This window comes from Coleofasciculus sp. G3-WIS-01, from assembly GCF_040223135.1.
In the GTDB taxonomy this organism is placed as follows: domain Bacteria; phylum Cyanobacteriota; class Cyanobacteriia; order Cyanobacteriales; family Coleofasciculaceae; genus Coleofasciculus.
In genome coordinates this window covers 1-14,421 of the sequence record NZ_JAVJZI010000198.1, presented here as the reverse complement: position 1 = coordinate 14,421, position 14,421 = coordinate 1, and the positions used below count along the sequence as shown (strand labels likewise).

Annotated in this window: 9 protein-coding genes and 3 pseudogenes; 2 read left to right on the top strand and 10 right to left on the bottom strand. The window is 45.2% G+C overall.

From position 1 onward, the window contains the following. Positions 1-309: 309 nt before the first annotated feature. The 10 genes and pseudogenes from RIM23_RS20550 to RIM23_RS20505 all read right to left on the bottom strand — a co-directional run bounded on the left by RIM23_RS20550 (position 310) and on the right by RIM23_RS20505 (position 13,070). Positions 310-2,292 (bottom strand): annotated as a pseudogene (locus RIM23_RS20550) (condensation domain-containing protein). Between the two features lie 34 nt (positions 2,293-2,326). Then, positions 2,327-4,204 carry a non-ribosomal peptide synthetase gene (locus tag RIM23_RS20545; protein WP_446368952.1) on the bottom strand — a complete coding sequence of 626 codons (1,878 nt, stop codon included), beginning with the start codon at positions 4,202-4,204 and terminating at the stop codon, positions 2,327-2,329. Further along, entirely contained in the window at positions 4,132-4,836 is a 705-nt protein-coding gene (locus tag RIM23_RS20540; protein WP_446368951.1) for a condensation domain-containing protein, read from the bottom strand. The genes RIM23_RS20545 and RIM23_RS20540 overlap by 73 nt, the downstream gene beginning before the upstream one ends. Before the next feature lie 101 nt (positions 4,837-4,937). Beyond that, positions 4,938-5,951: a TauD/TfdA family dioxygenase gene (locus RIM23_RS20535; protein WP_446368950.1), complete on the bottom strand. Its 1,014-nt coding sequence runs from the start codon at positions 5,949-5,951 to the stop codon at positions 4,938-4,940. 44 nt (positions 5,952-5,995) lie between these two features. Continuing rightward, positions 5,996-8,821, bottom strand: coding sequence for an amino acid adenylation domain-containing protein (locus tag RIM23_RS20530; RefSeq protein WP_446368953.1), 2,826 nt, complete (start codon positions 8,819-8,821; stop codon positions 5,996-5,998). Further along, on the bottom strand, positions 8,767-9,396 hold the full coding sequence (locus RIM23_RS20525) for a TubC N-terminal docking domain-related protein (RefSeq protein ID WP_446368949.1): 630 nt from the start codon (positions 9,394-9,396) through the stop codon (positions 8,767-8,769). The genes RIM23_RS20530 and RIM23_RS20525 overlap by 55 nt, the downstream gene beginning before the upstream one ends. A 301-nt stretch (positions 9,397-9,697) precedes the next feature. Next, on the bottom strand, positions 9,698-10,288 hold the full coding sequence (locus RIM23_RS20520) for an acyl carrier protein (RefSeq protein WP_446368948.1): 591 nt from the start codon (positions 10,286-10,288) through the stop codon (positions 9,698-9,700). After that, positions 10,227-11,204: a 3-oxoacyl-ACP synthase III family protein gene (locus tag RIM23_RS20515; RefSeq protein WP_446368947.1), complete on the bottom strand. Its 978-nt coding sequence runs from the start codon at positions 11,202-11,204 to the stop codon at positions 10,227-10,229. Before RIM23_RS20515 ends, RIM23_RS20520 begins: the two co-directional genes overlap by 62 nt. 99 nt (positions 11,205-11,303) lie before the next feature. Continuing rightward, positions 11,304-11,738: a holo-ACP synthase gene (locus RIM23_RS20510; protein ID WP_446368946.1), complete on the bottom strand. Its 435-nt coding sequence runs from the start codon at positions 11,736-11,738 to the stop codon at positions 11,304-11,306. Between the two features lie 3 nt (positions 11,739-11,741). Continuing rightward, positions 11,742-13,070 (bottom strand): annotated as a pseudogene (locus tag RIM23_RS20505) (anthranilate synthase component I family protein). A gap of 423 nt (positions 13,071-13,493) precedes the next feature. Here RIM23_RS20505 and RIM23_RS20500 point away from each other — a divergent pair. Beyond that, positions 13,494-14,315 carry a TonB-dependent siderophore receptor gene (locus RIM23_RS20500; protein ID WP_446368945.1) on the top strand — a complete coding sequence of 274 codons (822 nt, stop codon included), beginning with the start codon at positions 13,494-13,496 and terminating at the stop codon, positions 14,313-14,315. Then, a pseudogene (locus RIM23_RS20495) lies at positions 14,281-14,421 on the top strand (RNA-guided endonuclease IscB); the annotation flags it as partial. The gene RIM23_RS20500 and the pseudogene RIM23_RS20495, both read left to right, overlap by 35 nt.

The window sequence follows — 14,421 nt, the reverse complement described above, 5'->3', positions numbered from 1 at the left end:
GATCCCCCTTCCGTCCCCCTTATAGATCCCCCTTCCGTCCCCCTTATAGATCCCCCTTCCGTCCCCCTTATAGATCCCCCTTCCGTCCCCCTTATAGATCCCCCTTCCGTCCCCCTTAAAAAGGGGGAGACCAGGGGATGCGAGAGCTTTTTTTTGCACGGGGGAGACCAGGGGATGCGAGAGCTTTTTTTGCACGGGGGAGACCAGAGGATGCGAGAGCTTTTTTTGCACGGGGGGTATGGGGGGCTAGTCCCCCAGAAAAACTGCTATCTTTGACCCTATCTGTGACGAGAATAAAAGCAAGATAGCTCATGCTAGAGTGATTAAATCTGCCATGGCGACAACGATTTTGCGAGAACCGACATAAGAATTGCGACTGTGAGCCGTCAGCATATTATCTAACATCAGTAGATCTCCTTTCTGCCATGTAAAACTAATTTTACTGTCTTGATAAATTGCTTCAATTTATTCCATAACTGACTCCTCAATCGGCGTTCCATCGCCGTAGTAAACATGACGCGGTAACTTATCTTCTCCAAATAGAGACAATAATGATTGGCGAACGCCTGAGTCTAAGCAAGATATATGGTGCAACTGAAGCTGATTGAAAAATACCAACTCTCCAGTTTTAGGATGCTTGGCGACAGCGGGGCGGATTTTGCGCGTTTTCAAACCATTATTCTCTAGCCATTCAAACTCCATATCGGCTTGACGACAGTAGTTTTCCACCTCTGCTTTATTCGTGGTATGGAAGAAATCTTGCCAGCTTACATCTAATCCTTCCGTGTAGTTACGAACATACATTAATTGCTTTTGCTCAAATTTTTCTCGCAATTTAGGATTGAGTCGCTGATAAACTTGCCGACAGTCAAGAATAGGGGTTTCTCCACCCTGTTGGGCGGGTTGAATGCAGAAGAACCAAATTTTTAGCGGCAAACGATGCAAGTGAGAACTTTCATTATGAAATAAGATAGTTTTATCGGATGGATAAGGGGTAGAACCGTAAACTTTGCCGCTGACTCCTTCGCGGGGTAAATCTCCATAGTCTCCAAATAAATCCGGGTGTATGGCATTGGCAACCTTTTCAAAATCGGCAGCAGAATTAAGATTAAATCCCCGGAATAAAATAGCTCCATGTTTGAGCAAGTTAGTTTCAATGAATTCTCGGTGGCTAGTTGACCAGTCGGCTAGGTCTATTTCAGCGCTATCGGGTTCGATGACTAACGGTAAGGATTGTCCAGGTTGAAAAGTACGGGTCTTAATTAATTGCCGTTGGGGTAAACTGACGGCTTTGGGTTTGATAGATTTAAATTTGCTAAATTTGACTTGTTTCCGCTGGGTTTGTTCTGTCATTTGTTTTTGTTTTTCAGCTTCACTAAGCAGTTCTAACGTATCAATTCTGGTGTCAGGGTTTTTGAGAATGCGACTGATCAGCGTTTCAAAGTGATGGCAAAATTGGGTAATTCCCTTTGCTTCAAACCGATCAGCATTATATTTAAACCTGCCAATAATTACGGTATCGGTTTGTTCCATAAACAGAGCTAAATCGAATCGAGCAATTTCTGTATTTATTTCTATGGGTTTGACCGTTAATCCTGAAAGCGTTAAGTCAGGTAAAGGCGCATTTTGCAGCACAAACAATACTTGAAATAGGGGGGTATGACTCGAATTGCGATCCGGACGCAAAACTTCTACTAACTTGGCAAAAGGTAAGTCTTGATGTTCGTAAGCGGCTAATGCTACGTCTCGTACCTGCTCAAGTAACTCCCGAAAGCTAGGATTACCGGATAAGTCAGTCCGCAGCACTAAGAGATTGACAAAAAAGCCAATCAGTGGCTCAATATCCTGGCGATTACGATTGGCAACATCGGTGCCAACAACGATGTCTTTTTGATGACTGTAGCGATACAACAGGGTTTGAAATGCTGCCAGTAACGTCATGAACAGGGTAACTCCCTCTTGGCGACTGAGGGTTTGGAGTTGTTCGCTGGTGGCACTAGAGAGGTGGAATGACTGGTTAGCGCTGCCGAATGTAGGAATAGCGGGGGGCTGGCGTTGTATGGGTAAGGGTAAGGTTGCCGGGATACCCGCTAATTGTCGTTGCCAGTAATACAGTTGGGCGTCTAATGCATCTCCCTGAAGCCACTGACGCTGCCAATTGGCAAAGTCGGCGTATTGGATTGGCAATTCGGGTAGAGGTGATGGTTCTTGGCGGACAAAGCTGTCGTACAACTGGGTGAATTCCCGAATCAATACCCCAACTGACCAGGCATCACAGACAATGTGATGAATCGTGAATAGAAGAATGTGGTCTGATGGACTAACTTTAAGTAGCTTGATTCGTAATAAATCTCTCAGCCGTTAGTTGTGGCTGGTTGACATAGCCTCGCGCCACACTATCCCCACCAATATACAGCTCTCCCGGCACTCCGATTGGTACGGGTTGCAAATAATGGTCGAGAATATAAATTTGAGTATTAGCGATCGCACATCCTATGGGTACTGTCTTAGATTTATCCCTAATTCGCTCATGGACAGGATACGTCAAGACGCCGACAGTGGTTTCCGTTGGTCCATAGTGGTTCAGGATTTGACAAGTGGGTGCGTACTGCTGGATTTTCTCAACCAACTGCCAACTCAGCACTTCACCGCCCAAAATCAGGTATTTTCGGGGCAAAATCTTCTCTGGGTGAGACGCTGTTAATAGAGCGTTTAAGTGAGACGGAACAATTTTAAGATAATCAATCCGATGGCTTTCACCATACTCTACCAATGCCTCTGGACTGGTTGCGCGTTCCTGGGAGATGATATGCAGCCATCCACCCGTACACAAGGCTGAGAAAATCGCCGTGTTTCCCAAATCTGCCGCTAAAGTAGACACGGTGGCAAAGCTAGCCCCCTGGGGCACGTCCAATCTTGCCAAAATGCCATGGAAATAGTTGACGAGTTGGCGATGCTCAACCGCGACGCCTTTGGGTTTGCCCGTTGAACCTGATGTGTAAATGACATAGACTAAATTCTCAGGCATTGCTGGACAAGGGGGAGTCTCTTGTGGCTGTTGGGCAATAGTCTGCCAGTCAGCATCGAGACATAGAAGCGTTGCGGTTTCTTCACCAAAGTGTTCAACTAAATGCTGTTGGGTTAAGATGACTGATGCTTGGGCATCGTGTACCATGAACGTGATGCGATCGCGCGGAACAATCGGCTCAATGGGAAGGTACGCTCCACCTGCTTTGAGAATACCCAACAAGCCGACGATCATATCCAGGGAACGTTCCACACACAGAGCTACAATAGTTTCAGCACTAACCCCTAGTGATTGCAGGTGATGGGCGAGTTGATTCGCACGGGTATTGAGTTGGGCGTAAGTTAGTTGTTCATTTTCAATAGAAACTGCAATCCTATCAGGCGTTTGTCTTGCCTGTTGCTCGATGAATTGATGGATGCAAAGCTGTTTGGAATAATCACTTTGGGTGTTATTGAACTCAACGAGCAGTTGATAGCGAGCGCTCAGACTTAAAATTTCTAACTCACCAATAGTAACATCAGGCTTGGCGATGACACTGACTAACAAGGTTTGAAAGTATCTTGCCAAGCGTTCAATATCTTCTCTGTGAAACACGTTTGCATCATAGTGGAATTCAGTAACTAAATTATCATTGCGCTTCCGGCAAGAAAGTTTTACTTTAAACGGCTCAATACAGACGTATTGCTGGTCAATAGAAAATGATACATCAGCCCCAGTATATTGACCAAACTGTTCTCTAAATTCAAAACTATAGGGGAAAAAGCAGGAACCCAAGTTTTGTTCAGTCACACCTGCAACCTGTTCCCAATTAAACGCCTCTTGCCATTTCCAGGCATTATGGGTAGATTCATCAATTTGTTTGAATATGTCACTTAATGGAGTTGTATCGTCTAAATGACTATCAATCGGTAAATATTTAGCTAACAGTCCTAACGTCGGTTCTAGTTCTTCATAGTTTCGCCCATCAAAATAGGTGCCAAGAATTACATTTGACCCTCCAGTCAGACGCCAGAGCAGAATAGCCCAGCAAGCCTGAAGCAGCACAGAAATTGAGGTGTTGTAGTTTGGCGCGATCGCATCTAGATTGGCTACCTTTTCCGAATTTAAATCAAACTGAATAAATTTAGGTTCAAATCCAACTTTTGTGCAGGTATATTTTCCTGAGGAAGCTGCCAATTCGCCAAACCTGATAAATCTTTTGTCTGCCAATACTTTTTACCTACTTCTACTTCTTCCCCAGCAAATAATTCATTTTGCCATTCGGCAATATCAACATACTGTAATGGCTGATCAACCCATTCCTGATTTTGCAAATCGGCGGCATAAAAACAGCTAGTTTCACGGACAAAGTTCTCGATACTTACCGCATCCGAGTTCATCCCTGGTAAGCTAACCAGCAATATCTGCTTATTAGGTGCAATAATCACCAAAGCAATATCTAAAACAGCCCCTTTCTCAACATCAAAATGTAGCTGCTTCATCTCGTTCAACAGCGCCTCTATTTGAGAATGTTGTGTTTCCGGATTTAGATCAGTCAAGTCATGGTAGTGAAGAATTGGTAAGCGATTAGCGGTGATAACTTGCAGGGGAACATTCATCCCCGGTAACGCCTGAAAATTAGTCCGGAGAATCTCGTACTTCTCAATAACCTTTTGTAAGGCTGATTCTAAAAGTAGGAAATTGAGATTTCCTTCAATGATAACAGCAGATTGAACGCGATAAGGTTGACTGTTTACACCTTGCTGTAGTAACCACAGATGCTTTTGCTGAGGCGAAAGTCTAAATCCCTGTATCGATACACCTTGCATAGTCTTAACTCCATTATTTTGAGTTGAACATTTTAGTCAAAGATATTTTTCTGACCAATGCTATAGTTATCCCAAGCTGAAAATCGTTTTATGAATTTTTTCTATTTTGAAATAACAACAGGCTCTGCCATTCCAACGATAACTTTCCGCGCACCGATGAAGGGCTTTCGTCCATGAGCAGATATCATGTTATCTAACATCAAAATATCTCCTTCTTGCCACGAGAAAATAACCGTTTCTTGATTATAAATTTCACGAATTTCATCTAAGACAGAAGCTTCAATTGGAGAGCCATCACCGTAATAGGCATTGCGGGGAATGTCTGCTTCTTCCATGATTGAAAGCAATGTTTGCTGGACTTCTGAGTTTAAACTGGAGACATGGAACAAATGAGCTTGGTTAAACCACACCGTTTCACCTGTTTTAGGATGTGTGGCAACGGCTTGGCAGACTTGACGAGTCCTTAAATGATTACCCTTTTTCCACTCGAATTCAATGCCCGCATTCTGGCAGTACTGTTCTAATTCTAATTTATTTTTTGTCTGAAATACATTTTCCCATGAAAGGTCTAGTTTGTCAACGTAATTTCGCACATACATAACCTTTTTTTTGATAAATTTATCTTTAATCTTGGGATCGATGCGTTGCAAAACTCTTCGACTATCTGCAATCGGTGTTTGTCCTCCATAATGAGCTGATTTTAGGCAGCAAAACCAGATTTTCATGGGCCAGCTCAAAGAGTAAGCCATCTCATTATGTAAAGGAATTGATTGAGTAGCTGGATATTCAGTTGAAGTATAGATTTTACCGCTAACCTGACTGCGCGGGGTTGAACGATAAGAATAGTCTAGCAACTGTCCAGAAATGGTTTGAATAAATTGCTCAAATTGAGTGACTTCTGTAATGTCAAAGTTCCGGAACAAAATACCACCATGCTGCAACAGCCAAGTCTCGATCAGATCTCGATTGCTGGCTACCCAAGTGACCAAGTTAATGCCTTCAACGGCGGGTTGAATCACTAAAGGCAGCGGCTGTTCCGGCTGAAACAATGTAACTTTAACTAGGTCGGTTGGCGATACTTTGACGGCTTGGCGTCTAGTTGTTTTGAATTTCATAATCTTAGAGTTCAGGAGTCAGGAGTGATGTTGACTTTTTACTTTTAACGTTTAATTTGCTTTCGTCGGATGTTTCCGAGTTTTTTACGGCGTGCTTTTTTGAACTCTTGTTCTTGGATAAGCTGCTGCTGCTTTTCGGAATTTTCCAAGACTTCCACTAGGGAATTAATCTGAATGTCGGGCTGTTGGATAACCGTATCGAGCAACATTTCGTACAATCGAACCATAGGAGCGATCGCAGACGCTTCAAACAAGTCGGTTTTATACTCAAAGAAACCTGTTAAACCTGCGGGTGTCTCTGTTAAATCAAGCTTTAGATCGTACCGTGCTACCTCAGTTTCTACTTCTATAAAGTTGAGCGTTAGACCTGGAAGTTCTACAGTTGGTATGGGAGCATTCTGGAGGACAAACCAGACTTGAAACAGGGGATTGTGTCCGAGATGACGCTCTGGCTGTAACTCTGCCATGAGCTTCTCGAAGGGTAAATCTTGATGGGCGTAAGCTCCCAAAGCGACTTCCCGCACCCGCATTAAAACATCCCGAAAACTGGGATTACCCGATAAATCAGTGCGTAGGATAAGAGTATTCACAAAAAATCCAATCAGTTCCTCCGTTTCCTGTCGGTTGCGATTGGCGATGGGTGAACCAACGGCAATATCCTCTTGCTTACTGTAGCGGTAGAGTAAGGTTTTGAACGCCGCTAATAGAGTCATAAACAGGGTGACGCCTTCCCCTTGACTGAGTTTTTTGAGTGCTTCTGTTAAGGCTGAGGACAAGGCAAAGCGGTGCTTTTTCCCGGTAGAGGATGGGGTGGAGGAGCTGGTGCGATCGCTACAGAATTTCAGTATGGGCGGGATTGTTCCCAGTTGTCGCTTCCAGTAAGTTAGCTGAGTTTCTAACACTTCCCCCTGCAACCACTGTCGCTGCCAGACGGCGAAATCTGCATATTGTATGGGTAGCTCTGGCAATGGGGAAAGTTGCCCTTGAGAGAAGGCATTGTACAGGGTTGTCAGTTCTCGGAAAAACACTCCAAATGACCAGCCATCAGCGACAATATGATGTAAACTCAACACGAGCAAGTGTTCCTGTTGGTCCAGCTGTAACAGCATTGATCGCAGCAACGAACCTTGGGTTAAGTCGAAGAGTTGTTGGCTCCACTGTTTGACTAACGGTTGAACTTTTTGTACTCTCTCAGCCTCTGACACCTCGCTCAGGTTCCTGACTGACAGATTCATTGTTAGGGATGGAGTAATCACTTGAATCGGTTGCCCATCAACCACACAGAAGTTAGTGCGTAAAGCTTCGTGACGGCGCACGATTTCATTTAAAGCTTGCTCTAGCACTGCCACATTGAGGGAACCAACAAGGTGTAGGGCAGTTGCCATATTGTAGGCAATACTACCTGGCTGTAGTTGCTCCAGCAACCAGAGACGATATTGAGAAAAAGAAAGCGGTAGCACCCCGTCGCGAGAGACTCGTTCAATCGGAGGGATTGGCTGTTCCGATTGGCTGTGCATCAACTTTTGAACCCTGGCGGCGAGTTCAGCCAAAGTGGGGGATTCAAACAAGCAGCGTACAGGAAGTTCAACCCCAAAAGCCTTCTCAATTCGAGAAATGACTTGGGTAGCTAACAGGGAATGTCCCCCCAACTCAAAGAAATTGTGATCAATTCCTACTGCCTCAACACCGAGCAACTGACACCAAATCCGGGCTATTACTTCCTCAACTGGGTGGCGAGGTAGGACAAAAGCTTCTTGGGTACTAGCTTTAGTTGTCTCAGGTACGGGCAACGCTTTGCGGTCTACCTTACCATTGGGAGTTAGAGGTAGTGCTTCGAGCGTGACCAACACCGAGGGTATCATGTAGCTGGGCAGGCGTTCTCCCACAAACCGACGCAATTGCTGGGCTAGCTCATCCTGGGGAGATTGCGCCACAAGGTAAGCCACCAAACGCTGATTACCTGGTTCATCCTCCCGCAACATCACCACTGCCTGCCTCACGGATGGGTGTTGCCGCAGCACCGTCTCAATCTCTCCGAGTTCAATGCGAAAACCGCGCAGTTTTACCTGATGGTCAATGCGCTCGATGTACTCAATCGTGCCATTTGGCAGGTAACGCGCCAAGTCCCCCGTCTTGTACAACCTCCCAGCTACCGGATGGTGAATGAACTTTTGCTCAGTCAGTTCCGGGCGGTTGAGATAGCCTCGTGCTAGTCCCGCACCGCCGATGTACAACTCACCAGGAATACCAATCGGCACGGGTTGCCCAGAGGTATCGAGTAAATACACCTGAGTGTTGGTAATCGGGCGTCCAATTGGCACTGTCGCTTTGACCAGTTTGGCTGCCTCTACCTGACATACAGTAGACCAAATCGTGGTTTCCGTCGGTCCGTACAGGTTCCATACCGCAGCACCTGTTGCCAGTAACTGCTCGGCTAAATCGCGGGGTAAGGCTTCGCCGCCACAGAGGATTTTCAGTTGGGAACTACCTTGCCAACCCGCCGCCAGCAGCATTTGCCAAGTGGCTGGAGTAGCTTGCATTACTGTTGCCCCCGCAGTAGTGAGCTGCTCGATGAGCTGTTTGCCATCGCTGGCAACTTCCCGACTAACTAATGCCACACGCGCACCCGTAATTAGAGGGAGGTAGAGTTCTAAGGCAGCAATATCGAAGGAGATAGATGTTACAGCTAGGAGTACGTCAGTCTGTGTTAATCCTGGCTGGCGCTCCATGGAGGTTAAGAAGTTGACTACACCCCCGTGAGGAATTTGCACCCCTTTGGGTTTTCCTGTGGAACCTGAGGTGTAAATGACGTAAGCTAGGTTATCCGGTGTGGTGCTGCTAGCCGGGTTATCTTGACTTTCTTGGCTGATGCTTTGTCCATCTGTATCCCAGCAGACGACTCGTGCCTGATATTCGTGGCTTTTATTTTTTCCGTAACAATTTCTGCATCCTTTCCCCTCAAATCCAAGACTTCAATCTGATAGGCAGGGACTGTTTGCAGAATCTGCTGCTGACCATCCGGTAACACAATGGCTCGTAGCATATCGTGACGCTCAATTAATTGTTGCAGCGTCTGGTTTAATTGGTCTAAATTTAAATCTTTTCCTTCGATTTCATAGTAACCATGATTCGCGACATTACCGAGTTCTAATACACCACTGCGACCCACCCAGAAGGCATGTTGCATATCAGTTAGGGGAAAGGGTTCGTAACGCTGATCGGGTGCTGGCACAATTGTAGAGACGCGCCATGGCGCGTCTCTACAAGGCGCGTCCTTCGTGTTTTGATGCAGCAATAAAAGGATCTCAGCTTTATGTTCAGCTAAGCTGCTACGCAGGTTGGGAGTGATTACCCCTTTGGGGGCATCAACGTCTAGGGAATTTCCATTCGCCGCAAGTTTGACGCCTTGATTGGAGAGATGGGTTAACAGTGAATGTAAGTCCATAGTTGTAAGTTTTAAAGTTTGTGTAGGGGCGGATTGCACGCATTGGTGTCAACTTAAGGTGAAAAGCAATACTGGCAAGGTTTTAAGCTGTGTCTATCTACTACTCGACATTTTCCCCCTCATCCCCTAACCCCAACTCCATCCCCCCTAACCCCCCTTTGAAAGGGGGGAACGGAGTTGGGGAACCGGATTCTCTTGCTCCCCTCTCCCCGGCGTGGGTGAGGGGTTGAGCTTACGGATGATTGCACGGGAAGGCAACAGGAAATACACAATTTCAATGCACATCAGCTTAGTTATTTCTTTAAAGACTTAATTTTTCTCTGTCTTCTGCTTCACTAACCTCAGTAACAGAGCCTGAGTCTAACGCCATTAAGTTTGCCAAAGCGAATTGGTTAAGTAGGTGTTTCGCCAGTTGAGTTATCGTACTTTCCCCAAAGAATTGCTCGATTGAGACTCGCACCTGTAAATCGGTTTCGATGCGGCTTTTGAGCATCAGAACGATCAACGAGTCTAGGAATGATGCGAGGGATTGCTCAGGGGTGAGATTGGATGAGGGATGTTGAAGTAAGCTGGCTAAAACGTTGAGAAGATAGGTTTCTAGTATCTCCTGTTGTTCTTTGGGTTGAGCCGCGAGAAGTTGTTCTCTAGATAGCGTTTCTTTTGGAGTAGCCTTTCCTGCGGGGACATGAATTTTTTCTTGTGCTGGAGTAACACTGATTGGAGGTGCTGGAACTGAACCCAATGCGACATCACCCCAGCGCATTACCGTTGCGGCGGCGGTGGCGGCGGCGCCGTTGGTGTAGGCGAGAACTAAATCGTTTTCGCGCAGTTTACCGGATTGTGCCGCATGGTACAGAGCCGCGAGGGGAAAGACGGGTCCAATATTTGGCATATCGCGGGTAGAGATTTAGGGTACGTTCTGGATCAATACCCAATGCTTGAGTACAGACACTGGCATACCAAGCTGTTGGAGTATTAAAGGCAAAAAAGTCAATTTGGTCAAGGGTAACACCAGCCGATGCGATCGCGCCTTGGCAGCAGGTACGGACAAATTCCACGGCGGTTTCGGCAAGTACACTGGGGTTTTCCCCGGTGCGAGTACGCATCCGGGGTTTCCCTTGGCGGTCTAGTTCCAGTTCGTGGCTGTAAGCCTCGCAGGTTGCTGCTGTATGTACAATTTTACTACCGAGGATGCCTTGATTAGGGTGGAGGGAATCGACGAGAAATGCTCCCGCTGCATCACCCATAAACCAGGATAGAGAATCTTCCTTGTCTACAGCATTAGAACCCAGATGAGACACCACAACCAATACATTCTGGTATTCTCCAGTTTGCACCAATGCAGAGGCATTTTGCAGGGCGATTAAGGCACTTGAACAAGTCGATTCCAGATTCCAAGCCGGACAGTGCAAGTTCAGTTTACGGGCAAGGTAGGCAGCATTGCCGAATCCGATCTCGTCAGGGAAAATGGAGGCGACAATGACCACTTCAATGTCTTCTGCCTTCAAATTGGCTGCACTAAGTACCTCTTGCGCCGCTTGACATTCCAGCATCAGTGAAGACTCATCTGCACTAAGTACCCGTCGTTCAACAGAACCTCGGAAGGGATCAGGTAAATAGGGAGCTACCGCTTGTGACCAAATCCTTAGTCCAGAGTTATCGTTTGTATAGTCAGCTGTCGATCTAGAGTTCCTATTTCCTTTGAGTTTACCCTGATTCTGATATGTTTTTTGCCAATAATCATTAGTACGAATTAGGCGGGGAAAGCGAATTGCTAGTGAGCGAATACCAACGGGGCTTTTAATCATAGGTCATTTCATTCGTTATTCGCTATTAGTCATGATTATCTATCTTTGTAGTGCGAGCATCTTGCTCGCTACCCATTGCCAATTTAAATGCATGACAGCTTATACCGTAGGGTGGGCATTGCCCACCAGCCTTAAGTCAGTGACATTACCCCTAAAAGCAAGTACACTGGCAGCAACATAAGATGAGGTATGACTGATACTCAGTAGCCATTTAGTAATACCCAATTTTGCTGCTATTTCTTGGCATTTACCATATAAAAAAAGGGCAGGTTGACCCGTTGGCAACCGTTGCACTTCCATATCCAGCCAGGAAATATCTGGACTTACAGATATACCCAGAATTTTCAACACAGCTTGCTTGACAGCCAAACGACCGGCAAGGTATTGAATACGGCTAGAACCCAACTCAGGTGTCCTACGTTCTGTTTCTGTAAAATGTTCCATTTCCCAATCTTCCCCGGAGCGCTCAATGTATTCTTTGATGTGATTTGTTTCCAGAATTTCCAGTCCATGACCGATAATTATTTGGCTCATGGCTTAAGTGCTAGACTTGAAAACCAAATTCGTCAACATGGTGTTCATTTTGTTAACTGACTCCATGTATTCGTTTTCCGGAATCGATTCAGCGACAATACCCGCTCCAGCATTTAGGGAAATACAATTGCCATATTGATAAACCGAACGAATCGCGATCGCTAAATCTGCCATTCCCTCACTATTAACCCAGCCGATACCCCCGGCATAAATTCCCCTAGGTTCATCTTCTAGGCGGTCAATCCATTCTAAAGCTTTGGCTTTATCAATTCCAGACACGGTGATTCCGGGAAATAAAATCTTTAACGCATCCCACAGCGTATTTTCCGGTTTGAGTTGACCACCCACCCGTGATGATAGATGTTGCACACAGCGATATTTTTTGACTTCCATAAACTTAAAAACCTGAACCGTTTCTGGCAAACAAAGTGAAGATATTTCAGTTTGCGCTAACCAAATCGAAAGCGCGTGTTCTTTTACTTCTTTGGCATCTGTGAAAAGCTCACCATTGAATCGAGTATCCTCTGCCAAGCTTTCACCACGAGGTCGAGTTCCTGCCAATGGATTTGTAGCGACAAAGCCATCTTTACTCACCTCCATTAAAATTTCTGGACTAAACCCCACCGCCTGAACATCACCGATATTTAAGCAATAAGAACGGGCTGAATTATTGGTTTTAGCCCCAACAATATAAGTTCCTAGTACGTCTAACTCGCCAGTAATTTTCAGGGAGCGAGCCAGAATAGCTTTATGTAGATCTAAGTTTTGGATTGCCCCAATTAGAGTAGTAATCTGGTTTTGGTAGCGTTCGCGATCGCCAAAATCAACAACTAGGGATTTTGGCACATAATTGGCAATTTCACTCTCTATACATAATAAACTACAAACTTGCTCCACTGACCGATTAGTTTTCACATAAACTCCCTTGTCAGTAAAGCGCAGTTCAATCTCTGGAATGAAAAAACATAAAAGGTCTTGCTGGATTGCTTTAGAATATGAGGAATAAAAACCAGCGATATCAAATGCCACATACCCGTAAGCTGTCCACCCTTCAATCGGCAAAGCGTTGAGTAATTCTGCCACTTGTTGAAAAGGATCAGTAACGGGTACTGAGGAAGACATTCCCATCCCTTTTAATGAGACACAATCCTGGCTGACTGACACCTTAACTAACTCATTGCCTGCAATCCGAACCTCATTTTTACCTTCGTACATTACATAAGTCTCAAAAATACCAGCTTGTCAGAGATTCTGTAAGACAACAACAGCATCTTTCTTACCCGGTATAAAAGTTTCATAATAAGTGATGGCTGGTCTTAACTCGTTTAGCATCTATCAGCTCCTTGATTTTTGGTCATTGGTCATTGGGAAAATACTCACTTATCAATGGATAATTAATAATTGATAATTGATAATTAACTAATTGGGTCTAAGACCTCTTCGTTTACGAAGAAATTAAAAAATATTTTCCTTAATTTCAATCCTCTTCTTTTAAGTATAGGTCATTATACATTGTTCATTATCCATTGTCAATTTGTGAATTATTTCATCCAATCATCGCCTCATTCAATAAGCATCGGTCGGTAGCTATGGTTTCATCGAACCCAGCATTGACATATCCGGTCCGTTAACCCCAGATAGAAGCCTACTTTACCGACTCAATACCGTTAGTTAACCCTCTACCGTCGGTCGGATGGCTTTCGAGACTTTGACCAAGAGTTTGAACGATTCTTCATTGCTCCCGTCGTAACCTGGTTGATTAGCGATCGCACCGAACTCACGGTTGAATTGGAATACTTAGATAATATACAACCCTACGACCGAGGCTTAGTTGCCATTGGTGACGAGGTAGCTGATATTCCCTTCGACCGCATTTTCCATGAACCCGATGATTTTGTTGAAACTGAAGAGTTTAAGACCGGATATCGGTTAGAACATGGTTTAAATAATAACTGGACGCTGCGGAACATCTTTTGGTATTCCAATACTGATCTGTTTCTCCGAACCGCTGAACTGGGCAGTGTGAATGAAGAACGGGGTGTGGTATCCCGCAGCACACGCGAGTTTGATATCTATGAAGAAGCCTACGATATCCAAACCAACTTAGTGGGTGAATTTGCCACCGGATCAGTTGAACATGAACTCTTGGTTGGGTTTGATTTCCGCCGCAGCTTTCAGGATCTCGATCTCCAACAAGCATTTGCTCCTCCCCTAGCCCCACCCCCCATTCGTATTTTCGACCCAGTTTACGGATTTTCTTTACCGGATAGCGAAGATATCCCCCAACTGTTCGATGGTCGAAGTCAGCTACAACAGTGGGGTTTTTACCTACAAGATCTGATTTCCCTGACAGACAATTTCAAAGTCCTACTGAGTGGACGCTATGACATCGCTGACCAAAAAGCAACGATCCGACAGACTGATTTTTTCGATGGTTCATCCCCCACTCAAAGTGATGACGCCTTCAGTCCCCGTGTGGGCATTGTATATCAACCCATAGAACAGCTTTCTCTCTACGCCAACTTCAGTCGCTCATTCCAACGCTTGCGAAAAGTGCAACATCAAGAAAGGGGCTAAAGATATCGATGTATTTCTAGCCAAGAAGCCTGATGTTTTAAAAAGAGTTCTCGCTCAAGCTAAAAGACCTTTAAAAGATGCTGCTGCTGTTAATTCGACCCGTTGG